Raw genomic sequence first — 24,422 nt, 5'->3', positions numbered from 1 at the left:
CGACCGATGGGATCACCTCGGGTCTCACTCCGCCGCGCCGCGTGCCTCGGGCGCCGGCGCGGCCGTCCACTGTCTGGCGGCGATGGGCGCCAGCACCCGGAAGACCATCGCGACGAGGGCCAGCAGTGCCGCGCACCCGGCGACTCCGGCGGCCAGCCACGGCGGGGCGAGCGCCAGGTCGACGGCCCGGGGCAGGGACGCCGACGGGAAGGAACTCCCGTACGCCTGGGCCCCGGCCAGGACCGTGGGCACCAGCACCGCCCCGGCCAGCACCAGCGCGACGGGGCGCAGCGCCAGCAGCAGCGCCAGCACCGTGCACAGCACCGACAGGCCGAGGGCGAACGCGTGCAGACGCAGGGACGCGTCGCCGCGCTGCAGCGGGAAGTGGACCACCGCGCACACGGCGAGGGCCAGGGCTGCGAACCAGCCCGACCAGGACACGGACCGGGCGAACCGGTCGGTCGCACGCTCGTGGTCCGGCGGTGAGTCGTCGAGGGTGCGGTGGGTCTCGCGGGCCGGGCCCGGGCGGGCCGCGCGGCGTTTGCCCTGGCGGCCGGGCGTGCCAGGGTCGCCGGTCTCGCCCTCGGGGCGGGACGTCCCGTTCGGGCGACGGCCGTTGCGGTCCAGGCGTTCCAGGCCGAGGCGGTCGATCAGCTCGACCAGCTCCCCGACGGACCGGCCGGTGGCGGCCGCGCGAAGTGCCTCCTCGCGGACGTGGGGCACCTGCGGTTCCTTGTGCAGCAGGGTCACCAGCCGTGTCACTTCCTCCACCGGCCGGTGGGCGGCCGCGGCCCGGATCGCCTCGTCCGCGCACTCGGCCTCGCGCGGGGGCTTCGTCAGCAGGGCGATCAGCCGGGACACGTCCTCCACGGACCGGCTCACCCCGGCGGTGCGGAGCGCGTCGACCCTCGCCTGCGTGTGGTCGGGCGACTCCTCCAGCGACACGATGAGGTCGACGACCTCCTCCAGCGGCCGGTCGGCCACGGCCGCGTGCACCAGGTCGCTGACGGCGTCGCCGTACGGTGCGCCGGAGGCCGGACCGGTGCCGGGCCGGAGCTCCACCGGGTTGTCGTCGAGCGACCGGATGACGAACGGCCGCGCACCCGGCTGGTCGGCGTCGCCCGCGCCGGGCCCGGCGGACGAATGGGCCTGGTCCCGGCCGCGCGCGGCGGGGTCCGTGCCCTCGCCCGGGCCGACGGTGTCCAAGTGGGCCGGCCGGGCGGGCTCCTCCGCGGGGTCCGTCCGGTCCAGGACCGGAGCAACAGGCCGCGCCTCGGCGGGATCCAGCCAGTCCTCGACGGGCGGAGCGGGCGGCGCGGCGGACGGCTCCGGGGCGTGGGCGGCGGAGGGGTACGCCTCGTCCGTCCCGGGGGCGGCGGGCCGCGCGGGCGCCTGGCCCGAGCCGGCGTCCATGGACCGGGCGGCGGACGTGACCGCCTCGTCCGGGCCGGGAGCGACGGGCCAGGCAGCGGTCCGGTCCGACCGGTCCGGGTCGAGGGCCGGCGACCGCGTTCCCGCCCCGGCCGCCGGGTGGGAGCCGAGGGCGGCGGGCTCGGCGGCCGCCCGGTCGGCCGGGTGGGAACCGGTGCCGGGCTCGGAGTGCCCCGTCGGGTGCGTCTCGTACGGGCCGGCGGCGGGCTGCGCGCTCGTCTGCTCCACCTGGTGCGTGCCGGTGGCGACGGTGGTCTCGGCGGACGGCTGGGCGGACCCGTTCGGCTCGTTGGGTATGGCAGGTTCGTTCGGCCGGGGTGATGAAGAGCAGGTGGTCATACTCGCCTCCATGGGAAGAGTGCGGCCGCTCCTGCGCCCCCCGTCGTGTGACGAGCGACGTTACGCTGACCATTACTAGGCGCCCCCGTCACCCCGTGCCACCCGGGTGAGCCACCAGGATGACCACCCGCACGGAAAATCCGCCGACTCGCCGACATGTCGGGCCCGGGCCGCAATACAGCCGCCGGAAAGGGGAATCCAGGTAAGGACACCCCGTGTCGCGGCATGCCAGGAGGAGGGCAACCCGTGGATACGACCACAAAGGTGATCATCCTGGCCGCGGTTCTCGCGGCCGTCGTCCTCGTCTTCGCCGTCGTCGTCCTCGTACGGCTGGTCCGGACCCGGCGCGAACTGCGGCGCGCGGGACTGCCCACGGGCCCCCGCTGGGTCTTCTGGGGCGCGGTGCTCTATCTCGTGCTGCCCACCGACCTGCTGCCCGACCCGGTGTACCTGGACGACATCGGCGTCCTGCTGCTCGCTCTGCGCACTGCCCGCGGCTCCCTCGGCGAACGGGAGCGCAGTACGGCACACCGGCCGGACCAGCAACTGGCCGATGACTACGGAAAGTAAGGAAACCAACCACCCGTTCGATTCGTATAAGTCTCTGGAAGCCGAAACAGGTCGGCGGACCGGACGGCCGCGCCCCCGGATCACCGCCTGATCGGCGCAGTACCGACGAGGGAGAGACGATGCAACCGTTCGCGCTCAACTACGCGCGCCCGGCAGTGGAGTTGGAAGCTGCCATTCCGTACGTGTACGACGCCGGACAGCAGTTGAACGTGCTCCGCGACGGCCGGGTCGCGGCCTGTGACTTCGCCCTGTTGAGAGAGTTCGGCACCACGACGTCCACGGCCGGCTCCAAGACGCATTTCGACGACTGACCGCGGGCCGCCGAAGATGACCGTATTGATCCTCACCTGCGAGGAGGACGTGACCGCCGACATGGTGGTTGTGCACCTGAACGCGACGGGGGTTCCTGTGGTCCGGGTCGATCCCGCGGATCTGACCGGTGGTGTCGCGCTGTCGGGGGAGTACGTGCACGGCCGGTTCCGCGGCCATCTGTCCGCCGGGGGGCGGCTGGTGAGCATCGGGGGGCTCCGATCCGTGTGGGTGCGCCGGCCCGGCATCCCGGCCGCGCGGGCGGCCCAGCCGTCCGCGTGGCTGACCGAGGAGGCCGCCCAGGCGCTCTACGGCATGCTGCGGGGCTCGGACGCGCGCTGGATGAACCACCCGGACGCGGCGCGCCGGGCCCGGCACAAGCCGTGGCAGCTGCGCCTGGCCCAGAGATGCGGCCTGCCCGTACCCGCGACGCTGATCACCACGTTCCCGCGCGCCGCCCGCGAGTTCGCGGAGCGCTACCCGGAGCTGGTGGTCAAGCCGGTGTCGGGCGCGCATCCGCAGGACCCGCCCCGGGCCGTGCCGACGAGCCGGGTCGCGCCGGACACGGACTTCTCCGCCGTCGCGTTCGGGCCGACGCTGTTGCAGCGGCGGATCACCAAGCGGGCCGACATCCGGCTCACCGTCGTGGGCGAGCGCATGCTGGCGGCCCGGAAGGCGACCGCCGAGGACGCGGACCCGGGCGAGGTCGACGTGCGGTTCGCCGCGCCCGGCTCGCCGTGGCGTCCCGTCGATGTGCCGTCCTGCATCGCGCCGGGTGTCCTGTCCTATCTGCGCGAGGCCGAACTCGCCTACGGGGCTTTCGACTTCGTGGAGGACTCCGACGGGACCTGGTGGTTCCTGGAGTGCAACCAGTCGGGCCAGTTCGGGTTCGTCGAGGTGGAGACGGCTCAGCCGATCGCCCGGACCATCGCGGAGTGGCTGGCCCGGCCCGTTCCGGTCCAGCCGTCACATGCCAACGGCTCGAACACGACGGTCCGTTGAGCACCGGGCCCGGCACAGGCCGGGCCCGGGCCCGCCGCCTGGTTCACTGCGGTCGCGGGCCCGGGAGCATGCCCGCGCGCTGCCAGCCCGCTCCCGGGGAGTGCGGACGGTCGTAGCCGAGGGACTGTGAGGGCCGCATGACCAGCTCCAGTTCCCTGCTCACACGTTCGGCCTCGCGGCGCACCTGTGCGGGTACATCACCGCGCTCCGCGATGAGTCGGTCGTAGATGGGGGAATCCTGGAACACCCGTCAACGTGCCTTTCTGCTCGTCGGCCCCGTGCGGGGGCGAGACTGCGAGTGTAGGCGGCACGGTGTCCCGGAGTGTGAATTCCTTGGGATGACTTGACGCAGACCGGACATCCGTGACAGGCGAACGCCGGGCTTCCTCTCAGGCTCCCGTGGTGGAACCCGGCCGGACGATCATCAGGACCGTGACGGTGGCCCACAACAGGTTGAAGATGCCGGTGAACATGGCCAGTCGGGCGGCGCTGCGCCGGTCGACGCCCTGCTCGCCCTTCAGTTGGCCGAGGAGCTCCTCCTGGCGGGGCAGGACGAAGGCGATCAGGATGCCGGCGGCCGCGGCGGTCAGGGCGATGGAGGTGACGAGCCATCCGCTGCCGAGGACGCCCATCGCGGCGGCGGTGGCGAACCCGAGGAGAGGGACGGTCAGTCCGACACCGGCGTAGACGCGGCAGATGCGGTGCAGGAGCGCCACCGTGCCGACGCCCGTGGGAGCCGCGCGGCGTGCTGCGGGCGGGAACATGCTGGCCGCGACGGTCACGGGACCGATGGCGATGATGGCGGCCAGGACATGGAGGGACAGCAGGATCTTGGTCACCGGGACTCTTTCCAGGATGTGATCAACGGCGCCCACGCTAGGACGCCCCGGTTGATCGCCCCAGAGGCTGAAACGACACTCTCCAACGGGTTCTCGCCACTAGGGTGGCGGCCATGCACTCCGTGGCGATCCTGGTTCTCGATCACGTGGTGCCGTTCGACATGGCGGCGCCCCAGCAGACGTTCGCCTGGACCCACATGCCGGACGGGCGGCCCGCCTACCGGGTCCGGTTGTGTGCCGAGACGCCCGAGGTGCGCGCGGACGGCGGCTTCACGCTGCGCATCGAGCGGGGGCTGGAGGCACTGGCCGAGGCGGACACCATCATCGTGCCGGGCTGCTCCCCCGACGCCGCGCCGCCGTCCGCCCGGGTGCTGGCGGCCCTGCGGGAGGCGGCCGAGGCCGGGACCCGGATCGCGTCGGTGTGTGTCGGCGCCTTCGTGCTGGCGGAAGCCGGGCTGCTGGACGGGCTGCGCGCCACCACGCACTGGGTGGCCGCCGGCGAACTGGCCCGGCGCTTCCCCCGGGTGGAGGTGGAGCCGGACGTGCTGTACGTCGACAACGGGCAGATCCTCACCTCGGCCGGGGCGGCCGCAGCGCTGGATCTGTGCCTGCACATGATCCGTCGGGACCTGGGGTCGACCGTCGCCGCGAACATCGCCCGGATGTCGGTCATGCCACTGGAACGGGAGGGCGGGCAGGCCCAGTTCATCGTGCACGAGCATCCGCCCGTGCCCCGGGGCTCCGCGCTCGAACCGGTGCTGGAGTGGATCGAGGACAACCTCGCGCACGAGGTGACGCTGGGCACGCTGGCGGCGCGGGCGGGGATGAGCGAGCGGACTTTCAGCCGCCGCTTCCGCGAGCAGACGGGCACCACACCGCTGCAGTGGCTGCTGCGGGCGCGGGTGCGGCGCGCCCAGTACCTGCTGGAGAACTCCGACCACTCCGTCGAACGGATCGCGCGCCAGGCGGGGTTCGGCTCGCCGACCGCGTTCCGCGAGCGGTTCCGCAAGGTGGCGGGCACCACGCCGTACGCCTACCGCACGGCGTTCCACGGGCGGCCGGACGCCTCGGCGGCCCCTTCCTAGGAGCCGCCGAGGCGCGATGCCCGGTCCCAGCCGGGCCGTGCAGACCTGTCAGCCGACCAGCGTCAGGCCGTTCTCCCCGTCCGCGTCGGCGGCGTCGGGCCGCCCCTCGGTGAGCAGCAGGACGTCCGCCTTGGCGATGGCGTCACTGATATCGGACGTCCCCATCATCACGCACAGCGTGTAGCTGACGTCTTCCAGTTCGCGTGCCGCCGTCGGCACGTGCCTCTCCGACTGAGCGATCCTCAGCGACGCGTACCGCGTCAGCAGCTCCCTGACGATCTTCCGGTCCGGTACAAGCACGTAGCGCCCCTCTCTCTGTTTCGCTGCGTATGCCCGAACCACGCGGAAACATTCACACGATTTTCTCACCTGGGGTGGATTTGACGAGAACTGATCGGATGCGACCGGTATTAGGCGACCTGGCCGCTGTGCAGGGCCGTGCAGGCCCCGCCCCGGCGCAGGAGTTCCTCGTGTGTGCCGATCTCCTCGATGCGGCCGTCGCCCCTCACCACGATCCGGTCGGCGCCCTGGACGGTGGACAGGCGGTGCGCGACGACGAAGGTGGTGCGCCCGTGCGGCAGCCGGGCCAGCGCCTGCTGGACGAGGGCCTCCGAGCGGGTGTCGAGCGCCGAGGTCGCCTCGTCCGGGACCAGCACCCTGGGGTCGCGGATCAGGGCCCGGGCGATGGCCGGGCACTGCCGCTGCCCGCCGGACAGCCGGGCGCCGCGCTCGCCGACCAGCGTGTCGAGGCCCCTGGGGAGCCGGTCGACGAACTCCAGCGCGTTGGCGTCGCGCAGGGCCGCCCGTACCGTCTCCTCGTCGGCCTCGTCCATGCCGTAGGCGACGTTCTCGCGGATCGTGCCGTCGAGGGGTCTCATGGTCTGCTCAGGCGGCGTCCAGCTCCGCCAGCTCCTCGGCGCTCAGGACCAGGTCGGTGGCGGCGAGCGAGTCGCGGATGGTCTCGGGCCGGCTCGCGCCCGGGATCGGGACGACCACGGGCGACGTGGCGAGCATCCAAGCCAGACATACCCGCTGCGGGCTCACCCCGTGCGCCTCGGCGATGCGGGCGAAGGGGGCATGGCCCGAGCCCAGTTCGCCGGCCTTGGAGATCCCGCCAAGGGGGCTCCAGGGCAGGAACGCGATGCCGAGTTCGTCGCACAGGCGCAGTTCCGGCTCGCTGGAGCGGAAGGCCGGGGAGAACTGGTTCTGCACGGAGACCAGGCGCCCGCCGAGGATCTCGTGGGCCTGGCGGATCTGCTCGGGGTCGGCGTTGGAGATGCCCGCCATGCGGATCTTGCCCTCGTCCAGCAGGTCCCGGATCGCGCCGACGGACTCGGCGTACGGGACGTGCGGGTCGGGGCGGTGGAACTGGTAGAGGCCGATGGCCTCGACGCCGAGCCGGCGCAGGGACTCCTCGCAGGCCTTCTTGAGGTGGCCGGGGCTGCCGTCCAGCGTCCAGCTGCCGTCGCCGGGGCGGAGGTGGCCGCCCTTGGTGGCGACCAGGACGTCGCCGCCGCGGCCGTGGGAGGCCAGGGCCTTGGCGATCAGGGTCTCGTTGTGACCGACCTCGTCGGCGTCGCGGTGGTAGGCGTCCGCGGTGTCGATCAGGGTCACACCGGAGTCGAGGGCGGCGTGGATGGTCGCGAGGGAGCGTTCCTCGTCCGGTCGTCCCTCGATCGACATGGGCATCGCGCCCAGGCCGATCGCACTGACCTCGACGTCACCTATGCGGCGGCTGTGCATGGGTTCGTGACCTCTTCCGGCTGTCGGGCGATGGTGCACTCCAGCCTGGACGCCGCGCGGCCAGGGGTCCAATAGAAGAAGGAGAACGCATTCAGCACTCGGGCGACTGAATCGCGCCGGGCCCCGGGAAGCCGCCCCTTGTCACAGGGGGATGAAACCCCGCGCCGGACGACTCAACTCCCCCACACAGAACGGCGATCCGCACGGCGCTCCCCCGCCTCGCTGCCATATTCGAGAACCACTTCGGAGGTGGTTGTGAGCACAGAGGTGACAACATCCGGTCCGGGGGAGACGGCGACGCACACGCCCGGAGGCACCGCCGAGCGCGTCGCCGGCCTGGAGCACCGCCGGGAGCGGGCGGTGGCCCCGGGCGGGCCGCGCAGACGCGGGGAGTTCTCGGCCCGGGAGCGGATCGAACGGCTCGTGGACAAGGACTCCTTCACCGAGACCGGCCTGTTCGTCCGGGCCCGGCCCGCCGGGCACGACGCCCGCCGCCCCTACGGCGACGGGGTGGTCACCGGGTACGGCACGGTCGACGGCCGCCCGGTGTGCGTCTTCGCCCAGGACTCCACGGTCTTCGGCGGCAGCATGGGCGAGGCCTTCGGCGAGAAGACCGTCGCCCTGATGGAACTGGCCCTGAAGACCGGCTGCCCGGTGATCGGCCTGAACGACTCCGGCGGCGCCCGCATCCAGGAGGGCGTCGCCTCGCTGGCCCTCTACGCCGAGCTGGTCCGGCGCAACGTCAAGGCGTCCGGGGTGATCCCGCAGATCTCGGTCGTCCTGGGGCCCTGTGCGGGCGGTGCCGCCTACTCGCCGGCGATCACCGACTTCACGGTGATGGTGGACGGCGCCTCGCACATGTTCGTCACCGGCCCCGACGTCATCGAGACGGTCACGGGCGAACGCACCACCGCCGAGGAGCTGGGCGGCGCCCGCACCAGCAACACCGTCAACGGCAACGCCCACTTCCTGGCCGCCGACGAGGGGGACGCCCTCGACACCGTGCGCGACCTGTTGTCGTACCTGCCGGCCAACAACCTGGAACGGCCCCCGGAGTACGCCCCCGGGCACGCTCCGCCCGGAGCCGGGCTCGACGAGGTCGTCCCGGACCGGCTCGGCGAGGCCTACGACATGCGAGACATCCTGCACGCGGTCGTCGACGACGGTGAACTGCTGTCGGTGCAGGAACTGTTCGCGCCGAACATCATCTGCGCCCTGGCCCGCGTCGAGGGCCGCTCGGTGGGCGTCGTCGCCAACCAGCCGCTGCACGCCGCCGGGGTCCTCGACATCGACGCGTCCGAGAAGGCCGCCCGGTTCGTGCGGTTCTGCGACGCGTTCGGCATCCCGCTGCTGACCTTCGCCGACGTCCCCGGATACCTGTCCGGGGTGCGGCAGGAGCAGGCCGGCATCATCCGGCGCGGCGCGAAACTGCTGTACGCCTACGCCGAGGCCACCGTCCCCAAGGTCACGGTCGTGGTGCGCAAGGCGTACGGCGGCGGCTACGCGGTGATGGGCTCCAAGCACCTGGGCGCCGACGTCAATCTCGCCTGGCCCACCGCCCGGATCGCCGTCATGGGCGCCGAGGGGGCCGTGGGTGTCCTGCACCGGCGCGAACTCGCCGCGTCCGACGACCCGGAGGCACTGCGCGCCCGCCTCCTCGCCGCCTACGAAGGCACCCACGGCACCCCCTACCTCGCCGCCGAGCGCGGCTATGTCGACGCCGTCATCGCGCCGCGCGAGACCCGGGAGCAGGTCTGCCGTGCCCTGCGCGCGCTGCGCGGCAAACGCGCCCCGATGCCGGAACGCCGGCACGGCAACATCCCCCTCTAGCCGTCCCCCTCTCCCCTTTTGCGACCCCTAGGCCGATCCGCGCCGTGAGGAGCCCCGCCTGATGGACAGCCGCCGCCCCCCGCTCGCGCCCGAGTGCCCGACACTGCCGGAGTACGTACGGCACTGGGCCGAGACCACCCCCGACCGCCGGGCGTTCACCTTCGTCGAGCATCCGGCACGGCACTCGCGCGGCGTCCACCGCACGCTGACCTGGCGCCGCCTGGACGTGCGGGTACGGGCGCTCGCCGCACGCCTCGCGGACGAGACGGACCCCGGAGACCGGGTCGCGCTGCTGTGCCCGCAGGGGACCGAGTACGTGACCGCCTTCCTCGCGGCCCTGTCCGCCGGGCTGGTCGCCGTCCCGCTGTACACGCCGGGGCTGCCCGGGCACGCCGACCGGCTCGCGGGCGTCCTGGCCGACGCGCGCCCCTCGGTGGTGGTGACCACGAGCCGGGCCCGGGACGAGGTGCGGGACTTCCTCGGGCCCGGCGGGCCGCGGATCGTCGTCGCGGACGAGGTGTCCGACGACCGGGGCCGGGCCTGGCAACCGGTCGCCCCGGACGCCGGGGCGACCGCCTACCTCCAGTACACCTCCGGTTCGACCCGTGCCCCGGCCGGCGTGGAGATCAGCCACGGCAACGTCGTCGCCAACGCCCGCCAGGCGCTGGCCGCCTACGGCCTCGACACCCGCCCCATGACCTGCGTGGGCTGGCTGCCGCTCTACCACGACATGGGGCTGGTCCTCAGCGTCGCGGCCCCGGTGGCGCGCGGGGCGCTGTCGGTGCTGATGGACCCGGCGGCGTTCCTGCACGAGCCGGTGCGCTGGCTGCGGCTGCTCGCCGCGCATCCGAACGCCGTGAGCGCCGCGCCCAACTTCGCCTACGACTACTGCGTCGCGACCGTCACCGCCGACCAGAAGGAGGGTCTGCGGCTGGACAAGGTGACCGCGCTGATCAACGGCAGTGAGCCGGTCCGCCCGGGCACGGCCGACCGTTTCCACGCGGCGTTCGCGGGCCAGGGCCTGGCGCCCGGGACGCACTGCCCGTCGTACGGGCTGGCCGAGGCCACGGTGTTCGTCTGCGCGGCCCGGCCGGGTGAGCCGCTCAGCCGGTTCGCGCTCGACCGCGACGCCCTGGCGGCCGGTAAGGCCCTGCCCGCCCGGCCCGACGATCCCCGGGCGGTGCTGCTGGCGGGGTGCGGCACCCCGGCGGGCCAGCGCGTCCGGGTCGCCGACCCGGTGTCACGGGCCCTGCTGTCGGAGGGCGAGGTCGGGGAGATCTGGGTGCAGGGGCCGAACGTGGGCCGCGGCTACTGGAACCGGGACGCGGAGGAGGTCTTCGGCGCGGAGTTCGCGGACGCCGCGGCCGGTCCGGGCCGCTGGCTGCGCACGGGGGATCTGGGGACGGTGCTGGAGGGGCAGCTGGTCGTCACGGGACGGCTGAAGGACCTGATCATCGTCGACGGGCGCAATCACTACCCGCAGGACGTCGAGGCGACGGCCCAGGAGGCGCACGAGGCGGTGCGCCGGGACCGGCTCGCCGCCTTCGCCGTGCCGGGAGGCGCCGGTGGCGAGCGTGCGGTCGTGGTGACGGAACACGCACGGACCGTGCGGCTCGCCGAGCTGGACGTGGCGGCCCTGGTGCGTGCCGTGCGCGGTGCCGTCTCCGCCCGGCACGGGCTGCGGCTGGTCGATGTCGTCCTGGTGCCGCCGGGCACGGTGCCACGGACCTCCAGCGGCAAGGTGTCGCGGGCGCTGACCCGCGCCCGGTATCTGGAGGGCGCCTACGGCGGGCAGGGCCGGGCGGGTGGCGTGGGATGAGGCCTGTCGACGAGGCGGCGCTGCGCCGGCTGATCGCCGAGCGGGTGGCCGCCTGGAACGGCACGTCCCCGCGGGACGTCCCGATGGACCGGCCGCTCGCGGACCTCGGCATGGCTTCGCGGGATGCCGTCGCGCTGGCCGGTGAGCTGTCCCGCGCCACGGGCCGGGAGCTGCCGACGACGCTGCTGTGGGAGACGCCCACCGGGGAGGCCCTGGTGGCGCGGCTGTGCGACACGGGTGCCCCGGGAGCCGGGGTGGCGCCGGTGCCGCGTCCCCCGGGGCCGGGCGCGGCGGCCGAGCCGGTCGCGGTCGTCGGGGTGGGCTGCCGCCTGCCCGGCGGGGTGCACGGCCCGGACGGCTACTGGCGGCTGCTCAGCGAGGGTGTGGACGCGATCCGGCGCGTCCCGGAGGACCGCTGGCGCGACTTCACCGCGTTCCCGCCCGCCGACGCGCATCCGTACGGCGGCTATCTCGACGACATCGCCGGGTTCGACGCGGACTTCTTCCGCATCACCCCGCGCGAGGCCGCGGTGATGGACCCCAGCAGCGGATCCTGCTGGAGGTCGTCCACGAGGCGCTCGACCACGCCGCCGTGCCGGCCGGATTCCTGGCGGGCACCGCCACCGGCGTGTTCGTGGGCATCTCGGCGCCGGAGTACGGGCAGCTCACGGGCGCCGACCCGGCCGCCGTCGATCCCTGGGCGCCGGCCGGGGGTGCCCTCAGCGTCGCCGCCGGACGGCTCTCCTACGTCCTGGACACCCGGGGGCCGAGCCTGGCCGTCGACACGGCCTGTTCCTCCTCACTGGTCGCCGTGCACCACGCCTGCGTGAGCCTGCGCACGGGCGAGAGCGACACGGCGATCGCGGCCGGGGTCAACCTGCTGCTGTCGCCGGCCGTCACGGTCGCCTTCCGCCGGGTGGGAGCCCTCGCGCCGGACGGGCGCTGCAAGCCGTTCTCGGCGGCGGCCGACGGCATCGGGCGTGGTGAGGGCTGCGCGGCCGTGATCCTGAAGCGGCTGTCCGACGCCGAGCGGGACGGCGACCGTGTGCTGGCCGTCATCCGCGCCACGGTCGTCAACTCCGACGGCCGCTCGAACGGCCTCATGGCGCCCAACCCGGCCGCCCAGCAGGCGTTGCTGGAGAAGGCGTACGCGCAGGCCGGCCTCGCCGCGGAGCACGTCGACTACGTGGAGGCGCACGGCACCGGCACCCCGCTGGGCGACCCGATCGAGGCGGGCGCGCTCGGCGCGGTGCTCGGCGCGGGACGGGACCCCGACCAGCCGCTGCTGCTGGGGTCCGCCAAGGGCAACCTCGGTCATCTGGAGTCCGCGGCGGGCATCGCCGGCCTGGTGAAGACCGTGCTGGCCCTGCATCACGACACCATCCCGCCGTCCCTGCACTGCGAGCGGGGCAGTTCGCTCACCGATGCGCGGCTGCGGGTGGTGACCGAGCCGGAGCCCTGGCCCCGCTACGGCGGCACGGCCGTCGCGGGCGTCTCCGGGTTCGGCTTCGGCGGCACCAACGCGCATGTGGTGCTGGAGGAAGGGCCGCCCGGCCTGGTCCCGGTGCGACCGGCCGAGGAGCCGGCCGCCCGTCTGCACCTGCTCTCCGACGTCGACACCGAGCGCCTCCGCGACACGGCGGGCAGGCTCGCCGGCCGGCTGCGTGACAGTGCCGCGCACCCCGCCGACGTGGCGCGGACCCTGGCCGGGCGGACGGGCCGGGGCCCCGTGCGCGCCGCTGTGGTCGCCCGCGACCGGACCGAACTGGCCGATGCCCTGGATGAGTTGGCAGCCGGGCGCCCGGACGCACGGGTGACGACCGGCGACCACGACCGGGTGGGGCGGGGCCCGGTGTGGGTCTTCTCCGGCTACGGCAGCCAGTGGCCCGGCATGGGGCGCCGGCTGCTGGACGAGGAACCCGCGTTCGCCGCCGCCGTCGAGAAGCTCGACCCGCAGCTCGCCCCGGAGTGCGGCCTGTCCCTGTACGACCATCTGTCCTCCGGTGCCGGTCTCGACCGTCTGGAGGTCGCCCAACCTGTGTTGTTCGGCCTGCAGTTGGCGCTCGCCGAGCTGTGGCGTTCCCACGGTGTCGAGCCCGCCGCCGTGATCGGCCACTCCATGGGCGAGGTGGCGGCGGCCGTGTGCGCGGGCGCGCTGGACGTGGCGGACGGGGCGCGTGTCATCGCCGTACGGGCCCGGCTGCTGAGCGGGCTGCGGGGCGGCGCGATGGCCGTGGTGGACCTGGACGACGCCGAACTGGACTCGCTGTCGCGGGACTTCCCGCAGGTGCATGTCGCCGTGCACTCCTCTCCCCGGCAGAAGGTCGTCACGGGTGAGGAGGCGGCGGTGGCCGGGCTCGTGCGCCGGCTGGAGGGCCAGGGCCGGGCGGCGAGGGCCATGCGGGTCGTCGGCGCCGGGCACTCCCCGCAGGTGGACGGGCTGTTGCCGGAGCTGGTGGACGCGCTGTCGGGCATCCGGGGACGGCAGCCGCGTGTCCCGGTCCACTCCACGGTCCTCGACGACCCTCGCGGAGACTGCCTCTTCGACGCCGCGCACTGGGCGGCCAACCTGCGCAGGCCCGTGCGGCTGGACCGGGCCCTCGCGTCCGCCGCGGCCGAGGGCCACACAACCTTCGTGGAGATCTCCCCCCATCCGGTGCTGACCGGGGCCGTCGCCGACACCGTGCCCGGCGCCCTCGCCCTGGCCACGCTGCGCCGGGACGCCGACGGGGCGGAGGCGTTCGCCGGGCAGTTGGGCGCCCTGTACGCGGCGGGACAGCGGCTGCCGATGCCGCCGGGGCGGGTCGTCGACCTGCCGCTGCCCCGGTGGCGGCACGTACGGCACTGGTGGACGGACGGCCGGGCGGCGCGCACCGAGCCGCTGCCGGAGGAACCTCCTGCCGCACTGTCGGAGCCCTCCTCGGTCCTGGCCCGCCTGACCCACCACATAGCGTCCGTCACCGGCCACTCCCCCGCCCGTATCGCCCCGGGCACCGCGTGGGCCGACCTCGGGCTGGACTCGCTGATGGCCGTCCGCGTCCGCACGGCGGTGGAGCGTGAGTTCGGCATGGAACTGCCCCTGCGCGATCTGTTCGCCGCCGTCACCGTCGAGGACGCCGCCACCCGCATCGAACGTGCCCTCCCCCGCGCCGGCACCCCGGTGCGCGCCCTGCGTGCCACCGGCTCGCGGCCCCCGCTGTTCCTCGTCCACGCCGCCGGCGGCACGGTCGGCGTCTACCGGACGCTCACCGAACGCCTCGGCGACGAACAGCCGGTGTTCGGACTGGAGCGGATCGAGGAGGCCCGGACCGTGCCCGAGAAGGCGCGGCGCTACGCCGAGGCGATCGACGCCACCCTCCCCGACGGTCCCTGCCTGCTGGGCGGTTGGTCCTTCGGCGGTTTCGTCGCCCAGGAGACCGCGCGGCACCTGACCGCCGCCGGGCGGGAGGTGCGGCTGGTCGTGCTCATCGACTCCGTCCGGCCCCTCCCCCGCCCGGGACTGACACGGGCCGACCGGATCCGGGCGCACTTCGAGGGCTTCGCCCGCCACGTCGCCGACGCCTACGGCGTGCGGCTGGAGCTGCCGTACGACGAGCTCGTCGCCACGGACGACGACGCGGCCCGGATCGACACCGTGCTGCGGGCCCTGCGCGAGGCCGCCGACGTGCCGCCCGCGGCCCTGGAGCACCAGCGCGCCTCCTACCTGGACATGGGCGTCGGCGAGTCGCACCGGCCCGGCGACTACGCCGGGCCGGTGGTCCTGTACCGGGCCACCGAACCCGCGCCGCACACCGTGCGCGACCCGGCGTACGAGCGGGACGACCCGGCGCTGGGCTGGGACGAGGTGTGCCCGCGCCTGGAGGTGGTGCCGGTGCCCGGCCACCATCTGTCGCTGCTCGATCCGCCGCACGTCGACGAGATCGCCACCCACCTGAGCCGGATGCTCGCCGAGCCGGCCCCCTGACACGCAACCCGAGGAGCCGTCATGCCCGACCTGCCGCAGAAGCCCGTTGCCGGAGTGTCCCGGCGCACCGTCGCCAGAGCGACGGCCGCCGCCGGTCTCGCCGCCCTGTTGGGGGCCGCGGCCGGTACGGCCCCGGCCCGGGCGGCCACCCGGCTCGGACCCCGCACACGGGACGTGTCCGTGCCTTCCGCCGCGCTCGGCCGCAGCGCGCCGGTCCGGCTGATCCTGCCGTCCGACTTCGGTACGCGCCCGGAGAAGAAGTACCCCGTGCTGTACCTGCTGCACGGCGCCCACGACGACTACACCTCCTGGACCCGCGAGACCGACATCGAGGCCTTCACCGAGGGCCGCGACCTGATCGTGGCGATGCCGGACGCGGGCCCCACCGGCATTCCGAGCGTCTGGCGCGGCGGCCCCGACTACGAGACGTTCCAGGTGAAGGAGGTGCCCGCGCTGCTCGCCCGGGAGTACCGGGCCTCCGGCGTACGGGCGGTCGCCGGCGTCTCCACCGGTGGCTACGGGGCGATGGCGCACGCGGCCCGCCACCCCGGGGCGTTCGCCGCGGCGGCCTCCTACAGCGGCATCCTCGACACCACGGCCCCCGGTGTTCCCGCCATCATGGACGCGATCGTGGCCCGCGAGAACCTGCCGGCCGCGTCCCTGTGGGGCAATCCGCTGCTGAACGTCCTGACCTGGCGTGACTTCAACCCGCGGGCCCGTGCCACCGGGCTGCGCGGCACAGCGCTGTACGTGTCGCAGGGCAGCGGAGTGGGCGGTGGCGGCGATCCGCTGCCCGGGATACTGGAGAGCGCCCTGTGGCCCTCGGCCCAGGGCTTCGCCCGCACGCTGGCCCTCACGGGGATCCGGGCCACCACGCACTTCTACGGGGGCGGCGGACACGACTGGGCGCACTGGAAGCCGGAGTTCGCAGCGTCGTGGCCTGTCCTCGCCCGTGCGCTGGGCGTGCCCGAGTGACGGGGGTGCCGTCGGGGCACGGAACGGAGCGGAGGGGTCGTCCGTCCAACACAGGACTTCCCACTCGTCCCACAGGCATCAGCCCGCGGGTGAGCCGCTTCCGGTCGAAAGGAGGGTCCGTGATGGCTGTGCCCACTCCGCACGGCGTGCCGGACCGCCCCGCCGTGCCCCTGGTCCCGCCCGAGCTGGCGGAGCTGCTGCGCTCCCAACTGGCCGCCGTCGCCGACGAGGTGGAGGAGGAGGTCCGCCGTCAGGTCCCCGAGTACGCGCGGCCCGCCGACGGGGCCTACCGCCAGAACCTGCGGTCCGGGGTGGTGCAGGCGCTGACCTTGTTCGTCGACCACATCGCCGACCCGCGCGACGACGGGGGCGCGATCGCGGCCACGTACTACGAACTCGGCCGGGGCGAGGCCCTGGAGGGCCGCAGCCTGGACGCTCTGCAGTCCGCGCTCCGGGTCGGCGGCATGCGCGCCTGGCGGCTGATGGGCCGTACGGCGGAGGAACTCGGGCTGGACTCCACGGTCGTGACCGCGCTGGGGGAGCTGGCGTTCCGGACCGTGCACGAGGTCGCCCAGGCGGCCGCGTCCGGGTATGCGGAGGCTCAACTGCGCAGCTCGGACGAGCTGGAGCGGCGCCGCAAGCGCCTGCTCGACCTGCTCCTGGAGGACGGGCCGGTGGCGCTGGAGGCCGTGCAGGACCTGGCGCACAGCGCGCGCTGGCCGGTGCCGCGGACGGTCGCCGTCGTGGCGCTCGCGGCGGCACCGGACCGGCGGGAGGAGGACCGGCCGCTGGCGGCGGCGGGTGCGCTGGTGGACATGGGGTCCCGCCCGCCGCGCATGCTGGTGCCCGACCCGGACGGCCCGGGCGGCATCGGTGGCCGGGCGTTCACGCTCGCGCTGCGCGGCCGGCCCGCGGCGATCGGCCCGACGGCCCCGGTCACCGAGGCCGCCCAGTCGCTGCGCCTGGCCACCCGGGCGCTCGGACTGATGGGCCGCGGGGTGCTTTCCCGGCAGGGCGTGGTGCGCTGCTCCGAGCATCTGTCGACGCTACTGCTGCACGGCGACGAGCCGCTGCTGGAGCGCCTGCGGGCGCGGGTCCTCGCGCCCCTCGACACGGTCTCGGCGGGGCAGCGCGACCGGCTCGCCGAGACACTGCTGGCCTGGCTGCTGAGCGGCAGCAACGTGCCGGACGTCGCCGCACGGCTGCACATCCACCCGCAGACGGTCCGCTACCGCCTGCGCCAGCTGGAGAAGCTCTTCGGCGACGCCCTGCACGACCCGGAGACCCGCCTCGACCTCATTCTCGCGTTGCGCGCGGAATCGCTGCACACGAAGCAGAACTGACCTCAGCTTTCGGGTGGCTTACTCAATCGGCGACAAAAATCTGCGGGGTTTCCATAATCCCGTCCATAACAGCAGAAGCGAGAAAGCCAATACGTTCGGGGCGTTCTTTTTCGCAGGCGCTCCACGCGCCTCCCACGCGGAGGATCCCCCATGCGTATCCGTATGTGTCTCGCGGCGCTCTCACTGGCCGGCGGGGCCGGACTTGCCACCCTCTCGGCTCCCCCGGCCATGGCCGCGGCCTGCTCGGACGTCGAGGTCGTCGCCGCCCGCGGCACCTTCGAGCCGGGCACGCTCGGCTTCATCGTCGGCGACCCGGTGTATTCCGCCCTGCAGAAGAAAGCGGTGGGCAAAAACCTGTCCAGCTACAAGGTGAACTACCCCGCCGACCTCTCCCCCACATCCGCGGCACAGGGCAATCTGGACCTGGTGAACCATGTGAAGAGCCAGGCCGCCGCCTGCCCGGGTCAGAAGTTCGTTCTCGTCGGCTATTCGCAGGGCGCGAACGTCGTCGACAACTCGATCGGCATCAGCAGCGCGGGCGCGGTGGTCGGCAGCCCCATCGTGGCGACGCTGCCCGCGGCACTCGAGCCGAAGGTCGCCGCGGTGCTGCTGTTCGGCAACCCGATCCGCGCGCTCGGCAAGAGCGTCACCGGCACCTACCAGAGCCGCACGCTCGACCTCTGCGCCCAGGGCGACCCCGTCTGCGAGAACGGCGGGGGTGACGTCGGGGCGCACCTGAGCTACCGGGACGACGCCGAGGAGGCGGCCACGTTCGCCGCGGGCAGGCTCTGAGCCCCACCCGTACACGAAGGGGCCCGGGAGGAGATCCTCCCGGGCCCCGGGCGTGTGTACGGGCAAGGGCTAACGCGGTGCCCGCGCGAAGCCGGCGAGGCTGGTGGAGACTGGCTCCGGCCGGCCGTTGTTCTGCACGGACGCCGCGGTCAGGACGTCGAGGTGCTGGTAGCCGTCGGCGACCACCGGATGCAGCTCGGCCGGGACCCGCCCGGCCAGCAGCCCCTCACCGGCGAGCACGGTGAGCACCGGATTGGCCTTGAGCCCCTCGGGATGGACGACGAGCTTCTTCACCTGCGGCGAGGTGGACAGCTGGATGTCCGTGACCAGCTTGGTCGGGAAGTACTGCTCGGTGAAGTCCAGCGGCTGCTCGGCCAGGCTGCGGGCCAGTTGCCGCACGTCGGTGACCTCCTCGCCGGCGTCGGTGAACGGGGTGCCGTCGGCCGACCGGTAGCCGGGGTCGTCCGCGTCGCCGACGCGGTCGTAGTTGCGCCAGGTGTAGAGCGGGCCCTGCGGCCGGTCCGGGATGGCCTTGTACGCGGTGCCGTACGGCCCGGCTTGCCGGTCACCGCCGTTGGCGACGGGGAAGCTCTTGTCGGCGATCGGTCCGCCGTCGAAGAAGCCCACGCTGGTCTGCAGGAACGCCAGCGGCACGGAGTTGTCGTCCAGCAGCGCCCCGAGTACGGCCCCGTTGGTGAGCCGGAAGTCCTTCACCGCGGGCTTGCCGCTGAGGAAGGCGGCGGTGTCCTTGGCGAACAGGAAGCGGTGGGTGGCCTCGATGTTGAGGTTGGAGGGCAGGTAGCCGGGCAGGTCGGCCTCGCCGTCCAGGTCGTTGAGGGCGCCGAGACCGGCGATGCCGAGCAGGGTCATGGTCTCGGGGTTGAGCAGCACCGGCGCGGTCAGCGTGCGTGGCAGCACCCCGCTGTCCAGTCCGGCCTGCACGACGCCGTATCCCAGGCCGATGTCGGGCAGGTTGGTGTCGTCCGGGATGCTGCCGCTGAGGTCGGCCAGTGAGGTGGAGACGGTCGTGTCGAGAGCGAAGTAGCCGGCGCACTGGTTGTACCCGGCGTCCGCCGTGGTAACGCGATTGCCGTCGAAGTCGGCGGCGGCGAAGTACCCGGTGATCACACCGCCCAGCGAGTGCCCGCCGCACAGTACCTTCCGCTTGCGCTGCGCCTGGGACGGCAACTCGGCGGTGAGCAGGTCGTACTGGTCGCGTACGGTCTGCTCGATCCCGAGCTTCGCCATCCAGCCCAGCTGTGCGTTGCCGGCGAAGCCGGCGAAGGTCCGGCCGCCGACCTGCTTGCCGCGGTAGTAGTAGTCGACTGCGGTGTGCTGGTCGCCGGAGGCGATGCCGGTGCGGTCCTCCAGGCAGTTGGAGCGCCGGTCCAGCGCCCAGAACTCGATGTGCGCCCCCTGCTCGGCGGCCCGCGCGACGGTGTTGCGTGCGACGCTGTCGAAGGCTCCGGCCCCTTCCAGGATGCCGGGCTGGGCGACGAGGATCCGGTCGGCGTCGGCCGACGCGGCGGGCCCGCGGGCGGAACGGTAGCGCAGGTACGACAGCCAGTCGCACGCCGCCGGGCGCGGTCCGGCCGATTCCGGCAGTGGCACCTTCACCCGCACCACCGACTCCGTCACTCCGGTCACCGGCGATGTCGACTTCGCCGGGGTCTCGGTGCGCGCCCCGTCGGCGCGGGCGCCCGGGGCGGCGGCCGTGAGTGTTCCGGCGGTCAGCAGCACCGCCAGCACGGCACCGCGCCACTTCCCTCTGCTTGTGCGGTTCATGTCCATGCCACGGACGCTAGGGCGGTGATGCCGACGCTCTCAGGGAGTGCTGATGAGAACTCAGCTTCCGGATCGCGCCTTGTCACCGGCGCACAGCGCGCCCCCACTACGGAAGGGGAAAGGGGTTCGTACCGCTTCTGGACGCCACCGAGCTGCGAACCGGCCGTTTCGGGAGCATGGTGGGGCTATGGACGGTCAACCCCCTGTGGTCGTGCAGCCGCCCGCGACGGACGGCGGACGGCTGGTGACCATCCGTGGCGAGCGCATGGGCGTCGCCTACAGCCTCTTCGACGTACTGGACCTGCTGCACCGCGAGGGCCTGCCCACCGCGGACACGGCCGTCGACGACACCGAGCTGATCGAATGGCGGGGCGGCGGCCCGTACGACTGGAACAACGGGTCGTCGGACGAGGCGTAAGCCTTCGCACTCCGGCCAGGGCGTGGCGGCGGGCACGGTGAGTCCGCACTGAGCGGCGCCGTCCGGCCCATGCCCGGCTCGTCGTCCCCGTCACCGGGCATGGGCCGGTCGCTGCTCGCCCTGACCGTCGAGCGGCTGCCCGTGGCGTGGACGAGGGGGACACGGATATGGCCCGGACCCCAACCCCTCAGCCCGGTGCGCCCTGCGCCCCCTCGGCAAGCCGGTCGAGGCGGTCGCGCTGGGCGGGTGTCAGCCGCAGACCCGCCGCGGCGACGTTCTCCTCCAGATGCCCGGTCCGGGCCGTGCCAGGGATCGGCAGGACGACCGGCGCGCGGTCCAGGAGCCAGGCGAGCGCGACCTGCGTGGGCGTGGCCCCGAGCTCGGCCGCGACGGCGGCGATCTCGCCCTCGGCCCCCGTCTTCCCCCAGGCCACGGGCCGCCACGGCAGGAAGGCGATACCGGCCGCCGCACAGGCGTCGAGCACCGGCTCGTGCTCCCGGTCGAGCAGGTTGTAGCGGTTCTGCACGCTCACGATGTCGACGAGCGCCCGGGCCCGCTCCAGCTCGTCGACGGTGACCTCCGACAGCCCGATCCGGCCGACCAGGCCTTCCGTCTGGAGCTCCCGCAGGGCGCCGAGCTGGTCGGCGAGCGGCGTGTCGGGGTCGATGCGGTGCAGCTGAAGCAGTTCGATCCGCTCGGTCCGCAGCCGGCGCAGGGCCTGCTGGACCTGGTCACGCAGGATCTCCGGCCGTCCGTCGAGCTTCCACTCGCCGCCGGGGCCGGTGCGCACGACACCGACCTTGGTGGTGATCAGCAGGCCCTCCGGGTAGGGGTGCAGAGCCTCGGCGAGGAGCTCCTCGTTGGCTCCGCCGCCGTACAGGTGCGCCGTGTCGATCAGCGTGACGCCCAGCTCCACGGCCCGGCGGGCGACCGCGAGGGCGTTCTCCCGGCCGGAACCGGGCTCGGTGGGCAGACGCATGGCTCCGAAACCGAGCCGGCGTACGTCCAGATCCCCGCCGATGCGGAACGTCGATGGCATGAGTCGCCGCCTCCCCCTCTGCTCAAGAGGCAACGTTAACAGTGCGGTTGGCGATGGCACCGGCGGCGGAGACACCTCGTTTCGCCCGGGGTGCGGGCCGCTCGACGAGCCGTTGCCGGTGCCTGGCGATACGCTGCGCGAAAATGACCCTTTGCCCCCTTCTGGGAGGTTCTCATGGCCTCGCGCCTCAACCCGTACCTCAGCTTCAACGGCGACGCCCGGCAGGCGATGGAGTTCTACAAGGAGGTCTTCGGCGGCACCCTCGACCTCAACAGCTACGGCGAGTTCGGACAGGCGGACGCCCCGAACGCCGACAAGATCATGCACGGCATGCTGGAAACCACCGGCGGCTTCACCCTGATGGGCGCGGACAACCCGCCCGGCATGGAGTCCGAGCAGGGCAGGTCCTACTCCGTGAGCCTGAGCGGCGACGACGACGCCGAGCTGCGCGGCTACTGGGAGAAGCTGTCCGAGGGCGGTTCAGTGTCGGTGCCGCTGGAGAAGCAGATGTGGGGCGACGTGTTCGGCATGTGCACGGACCGCTTCGGCGTCCCCTGGATGGTCAACATCAGCACGGAGAACTGAGCCCGGGCAGGACGGTCCGGGACCGTCCCGCCCGAGGCCGCCCGTACCCACGGTTCAGCGCCGGTGCGTACGGGCGGCCCTCTTTTGTTGGTACGTCCTGACAAAGCCGTTGACATCCCCCCGGGGCGCCCGCATAGTACCTGCCACTAGAGCGCGCTAGTGGCGCGCTCCAGTCACCGAGTAGGCAGGGGTCCGCACCCAGGACCGCCGCACCACCCATGACCGCCGCCGCCCCGGGCGCCCACCCACCGCCCGCTTCCCGGACCGGGCGCGGCACCCTCGTCCCAGCACAGTGAGGTGCATCCGACATGCGCAGACACCACAGAGCCGCCGCCCTGACCACCGCCGCCGTCGTCGGCGCCCTGCTCGCCGCGGGCTGCTCCAGCGGCTCCGGCGGGAAGAGGTCCGAGGCCGGCGGCACCGAGGCCGCCGCAGGCAAGGCCACCACCCCGCGGATGACCGTCGCCCTGGTCACCCACGCGGCGCCGGGTGACACGTTCTGGGACCTGATCCGCAAGGGCGCCCAGGCCGCCGCCGCGAAGGACAACATCAAGCTCGTCTACTCCAGCGACCCGTCGCCGGGAATCAGGCCAACCTCGTGCAGAACGCCATCGACCAGAAGGTCGACGGCATCGCCCTCACCGCCGCCAAACCCGACGCGATGAAGGGAGTGGTCGCGAAGGCCAAGGCGGCCGGCATCCCCGTCGTCGGCTTCAACTCCGGCCTGGACGACTGGAAGGAGCTCGGCATGCTCGAGTACTTCGGCCAGGACGAGAACATCGCGGGGCAGGCGTTCGGCGAGCGCCTCAATCAACAGGGCGTCAAGCACGCCGTCTGCGTCATGCAGGAGCAGGGCCAGGTCGCCCTGGAGGCCCGCTGCGCCGGACTGAAGAAGGGCTTCGAGGGCACGACGGAGAACCTGTACGTCAACGGCACCGACATGCCTTCGGTGAAGTCGACGCTGACCGCCAAGCTCCAGAAGGACTCCTCCATCGACCGGGTGGTCACGCTCGGCGCCCCGATCGCCCTGACCGCCGTGCAGTCGGTGAAGGACGCGGGCAGCAAGGCGAAGGTCGCCACGTTCGACCTCAACAAGGACCTCGTCAAAGCCATCCAGGGCGGCAGCATCGAGTTCGCCGTCGACCAGCAGCCCTTCCTCCAGGGCTACCTGGCCGTGGACGCGCTGTGGCTGTACAAGACCAACGGCAACGTCAGCGGTGGCGGCACCGCTCCCGTGCTCACCGGACCGGCCTTCGTCACGAGGGACAACGTCGACAGCGTCGCGAAGTTCGCCGGGAAGGGCACGCGCTAGCGGAACCGGGCGACGGGGTCTGCCGTGTCAGGCCGGCCCCGGGCCCTTCGGGACCGGCCCGCTCGTCCCCCGCACCACCAGCTTGGGGTCCAGCACCGCCTCCCGCGGCTCCAACTCCCGCTCCTCCAGCCGCTCGACGGCGAAACGGACGGCGTGCTCGGCCATCAGGAGGGCGTCCTGGCGGACGGTGGTCAGACCGATCGGCATCAGGTGGGAGAGGTGGCTGTCGTCGTAGCCGACCACGGACAGATCGCGCGGGACTTCCACGCCCGCCCGGGTCAGCGCCATCAGCAGACCCATCGCGCAGCGGTCGTTGCCGGCGAGGACGGCCGTCGGCAGCGGCTGCCCGCCGTCCCGCTCGGCCAGGAGCCTGCGGCCGGTCTCGATACCGGACTCCTCGGTGTGGTGACCGGGAATCACCCGTGCCCCGGCCTCCAGCCCGTGGCGGCGCATCGCGGCCCGGTAGGCACGCCGGCGCTCCGCCGAGCCGGGGCCGCGTCCGCCGTCGATGTGCACGATCCGGCGGTGCCCCAGCTCCACCAGGTGGTCCATGGCCTGCCGGACACCCTTGCCCTCGGCCGAGTGCACGAAGTCGACCCGGGCCCGGGGCACGCGACGGCTGACCGAGACGGCGACCGTGCGCTGCCCGAGTTCGTCCAGGTAGGCGGACTCGGCGTCCGGGCCGAGCAGGATCACCGCCTCGCAGCGGTGACTGAGCAGTGCCTCGACCGCCTTGGCCTCGCTGCGGCCGTGCGTCGCCCCGGAGAGCAGCACGTCGTAACCGAGCCGTTCGGCTTCGGGATAGATGCCCGTGATGAGGTCCGTGTGGAAGGTCTGCTGCACGGTGAACATGACGCCGAGCGTGCGGCTGCGGCCACGGGCCAGCAGCCGGGCCGCGCTGTCCGGCCGGTAACCGATCTCGTCGGCCACACGCAGGACCCGTTCCCGGGTCTCCTGGCCGGCTCCGGGCTGGTTGCGGAAGATGATCGAGACGAGTGCGCGGGAGACGCCCGCCTTCTCGGCGACGTCCGCCATCGTGGGCCGCTGCCTGCCCGATGCATCCACCTGTGAACCCACCCCTCCGACGTCGCACACCTTACGGGGCCCGTGCGGAACCTCGTACGCGATCCTGCGATCTCCCGGCGACCAGCTATTGACATGACATTTGGACAGGGGTCATCGTACTCGAACTAGAGCGCGCTAGTAGCGCGCGACAGCAAGCGGAAACGCAGCGTGAAGGAC

At 73.2% G+C, this 24,422-nt stretch carries 20 protein-coding genes and 3 pseudogenes; 14 read left to right on the top strand and 9 right to left on the bottom strand.

From position 1 onward, the window contains the following. Positions 1–24: 24 nt before the first annotated feature. Positions 25–1,770, bottom strand: a complete 1,746-nt coding sequence (locus CEB94_RS38125; RefSeq protein ID WP_175436492.1) for a hypothetical protein — start codon at positions 1,768–1,770, stop codon at positions 25–27. 246 nt (positions 1,771–2,016) lie between these two features. On the opposite strand from CEB94_RS38125, the gene CEB94_RS38120 reads away from it, so the two are divergent. The 3 genes from CEB94_RS38120 (at position 2,017) to tgmB (ending at position 3,651) form a co-directional block, all read left to right on the top strand. Further along, positions 2,017–2,340 carry a YkvA family protein gene (locus CEB94_RS38120; RefSeq protein ID WP_175436491.1) on the top strand — a complete coding sequence of 108 codons (324 nt, stop codon included), beginning with the start codon at positions 2,017–2,019 and terminating at the stop codon, positions 2,338–2,340. A gap of 119 nt (positions 2,341–2,459) precedes the next feature. Next, a complete protein-coding gene (gene tgmA, locus CEB94_RS38115; RefSeq protein ID WP_030847392.1) occupies positions 2,460–2,651 on the top strand; it encodes a putative ATP-grasp-modified RiPP in 192 nt (63 codons plus the stop codon). Between the two features lie 16 nt (positions 2,652–2,667). Then, the gene (gene tgmB / locus CEB94_RS38110; protein WP_175436490.1) at positions 2,668–3,651 is read left to right on the top strand and encodes an ATP-grasp ribosomal peptide maturase; all 984 of its coding nucleotides are present in this window, start codon (positions 2,668–2,670) and stop codon (positions 3,649–3,651) included. Positions 3,652–3,694: 43 nt separating this feature from the next. On the opposite strand, the gene CEB94_RS38105 is transcribed toward tgmB, so the two are convergent. Next, on the bottom strand, positions 3,695–3,898 hold the full coding sequence (locus CEB94_RS38105; RefSeq protein WP_031111422.1) for a hypothetical protein: 204 nt from the start codon (positions 3,896–3,898) through the stop codon (positions 3,695–3,697). Positions 3,899–4,040: 142 nt separating this feature from the next. Beyond that, the gene (locus tag CEB94_RS38100; RefSeq protein ID WP_175436489.1) at positions 4,041–4,490 is read right to left on the bottom strand and encodes a hypothetical protein; all 450 of its coding nucleotides are present in this window, start codon (positions 4,488–4,490) and stop codon (positions 4,041–4,043) included. 113 nt (positions 4,491–4,603) lie between these two features. On the opposite strand from CEB94_RS38100, the gene CEB94_RS38095 reads away from it, so the two are divergent. Continuing rightward, positions 4,604–5,575 (top strand): GlxA family transcriptional regulator, encoded by a 972-nt coding sequence (locus tag CEB94_RS38095; protein ID WP_175436488.1) that lies wholly within the window; start codon positions 4,604–4,606, stop codon positions 5,573–5,575. 48 nt (positions 5,576–5,623) lie between these two features. On the opposite strand, the gene CEB94_RS38090 is transcribed toward CEB94_RS38095, so the two are convergent. The 3 genes and pseudogenes from CEB94_RS38090 to CEB94_RS38080 form a co-directional block, all read right to left on the bottom strand. Next, positions 5,624–5,875 (bottom strand): DUF5133 domain-containing protein, encoded by a 252-nt coding sequence (locus tag CEB94_RS38090; RefSeq protein ID WP_102913448.1) that lies wholly within the window; start codon positions 5,873–5,875, stop codon positions 5,624–5,626. 110 nt (positions 5,876–5,985) lie between these two features. Continuing rightward, a pseudogene (locus CEB94_RS38085) lies at positions 5,986–6,444 on the bottom strand (ATP-binding cassette domain-containing protein); the annotation flags it as partial. Between the two features lie 16 nt (positions 6,445–6,460). Continuing rightward, positions 6,461–7,318, bottom strand: a complete 858-nt coding sequence (locus CEB94_RS38080) for an aldo/keto reductase (RefSeq protein WP_175436487.1) — start codon at positions 7,316–7,318, stop codon at positions 6,461–6,463. 267 nt (positions 7,319–7,585) lie between these two features. Here CEB94_RS38080 and CEB94_RS38075 point away from each other — a divergent pair, with 267 nt between their 5' ends. The 7 genes and pseudogenes from CEB94_RS38075 (at position 7,586) to CEB94_RS38050 (ending at position 18,041) form a co-directional block, all read left to right on the top strand. Further along, complete coding sequence (locus CEB94_RS38075) at positions 7,586–9,148, top strand: acyl-CoA carboxylase subunit beta (RefSeq protein WP_175436486.1); 1,563 nt, start codon at positions 7,586–7,588, stop codon at positions 9,146–9,148. 61 nt (positions 9,149–9,209) lie between these two features. Further along, a complete protein-coding gene (locus CEB94_RS38070) occupies positions 9,210–10,967 on the top strand; it encodes a fatty acyl-AMP ligase (protein WP_175436485.1) in 1,758 nt (585 codons plus the stop codon). Next, a pseudogene (locus CEB94_RS42360) lies at positions 10,964–11,934 on the top strand (type I polyketide synthase); the annotation flags it as partial. The gene CEB94_RS38070 and the pseudogene CEB94_RS42360, both read left to right, overlap by 4 nt. Before the next feature lie 135 nt (positions 11,935–12,069). After that, complete coding sequence (locus CEB94_RS38065; RefSeq protein WP_425472563.1) at positions 12,070–14,931, top strand: acyltransferase domain-containing protein; 2,862 nt, start codon at positions 12,070–12,072, stop codon at positions 14,929–14,931. Between the two features lie 21 nt (positions 14,932–14,952). After that, the gene (locus CEB94_RS38060) at positions 14,953–15,906 is read left to right on the top strand and encodes an alpha/beta hydrolase (protein WP_175436484.1); all 954 of its coding nucleotides are present in this window, start codon (positions 14,953–14,955) and stop codon (positions 15,904–15,906) included. 122 nt (positions 15,907–16,028) lie between these two features. Then, positions 16,029–17,249: a PucR family transcriptional regulator gene (locus tag CEB94_RS38055; protein WP_175436483.1), complete on the top strand. Its 1,221-nt coding sequence runs from the start codon at positions 16,029–16,031 to the stop codon at positions 17,247–17,249. A 150-nt stretch (positions 17,250–17,399) separates the two neighbouring features. Next, complete coding sequence (locus CEB94_RS38050; protein WP_175436482.1) at positions 17,400–18,041, top strand: cutinase family protein; 642 nt, start codon at positions 17,400–17,402, stop codon at positions 18,039–18,041. A gap of 69 nt (positions 18,042–18,110) precedes the next feature. On the opposite strand, the gene CEB94_RS38045 is transcribed toward CEB94_RS38050, so the two are convergent. Beyond that, positions 18,111–19,832, bottom strand: a complete 1,722-nt coding sequence (locus CEB94_RS38045; RefSeq protein ID WP_175436481.1) for a hypothetical protein — start codon at positions 19,830–19,832, stop codon at positions 18,111–18,113. 181 nt (positions 19,833–20,013) lie between these two features. Here CEB94_RS38045 and CEB94_RS38040 point away from each other — a divergent pair, with 181 nt between their 5' ends. Next, entirely contained in the window at positions 20,014–20,244 is a 231-nt protein-coding gene (locus CEB94_RS38040; protein WP_175436480.1) for a hypothetical protein, read from the top strand. A gap of 187 nt (positions 20,245–20,431) precedes the next feature. On the opposite strand, the gene CEB94_RS38035 is transcribed toward CEB94_RS38040, so the two are convergent. Further along, a complete protein-coding gene (locus CEB94_RS38035; RefSeq protein WP_175436479.1) occupies positions 20,432–21,283 on the bottom strand; it encodes an aldo/keto reductase in 852 nt (283 codons plus the stop codon). A 174-nt stretch (positions 21,284–21,457) separates the two neighbouring features. On the opposite strand from CEB94_RS38035, the gene CEB94_RS38030 reads away from it, so the two are divergent. Together CEB94_RS38030 and CEB94_RS38025 are read left to right on the top strand one after the other, a co-directional pair. Beyond that, complete coding sequence (locus CEB94_RS38030) at positions 21,458–21,868, top strand: VOC family protein (RefSeq protein ID WP_175436478.1); 411 nt, start codon at positions 21,458–21,460, stop codon at positions 21,866–21,868. A 308-nt stretch (positions 21,869–22,176) separates the two neighbouring features. Further along, positions 22,177–23,180 (top strand): annotated as a pseudogene (locus CEB94_RS38025) (sugar ABC transporter substrate-binding protein). Between the two features lie 27 nt (positions 23,181–23,207). Here CEB94_RS38025 and CEB94_RS38020 read toward each other — a convergent pair. Then, positions 23,208–24,215 (bottom strand): LacI family DNA-binding transcriptional regulator, encoded by a 1,008-nt coding sequence (locus CEB94_RS38020; protein ID WP_175436477.1) that lies wholly within the window; start codon positions 24,213–24,215, stop codon positions 23,208–23,210. Between the last annotated feature and the right edge of the window lie 207 nt (positions 24,216–24,422).

It is taken from the genome of Streptomyces hawaiiensis (genome assembly GCF_004803895.1).
Lineage (GTDB): Bacteria > Actinomycetota > Actinomycetes > Streptomycetales > Streptomycetaceae > Streptomyces > Streptomyces hawaiiensis.
This window is presented reverse-complemented; position numbering and strand designations above follow the sequence as displayed.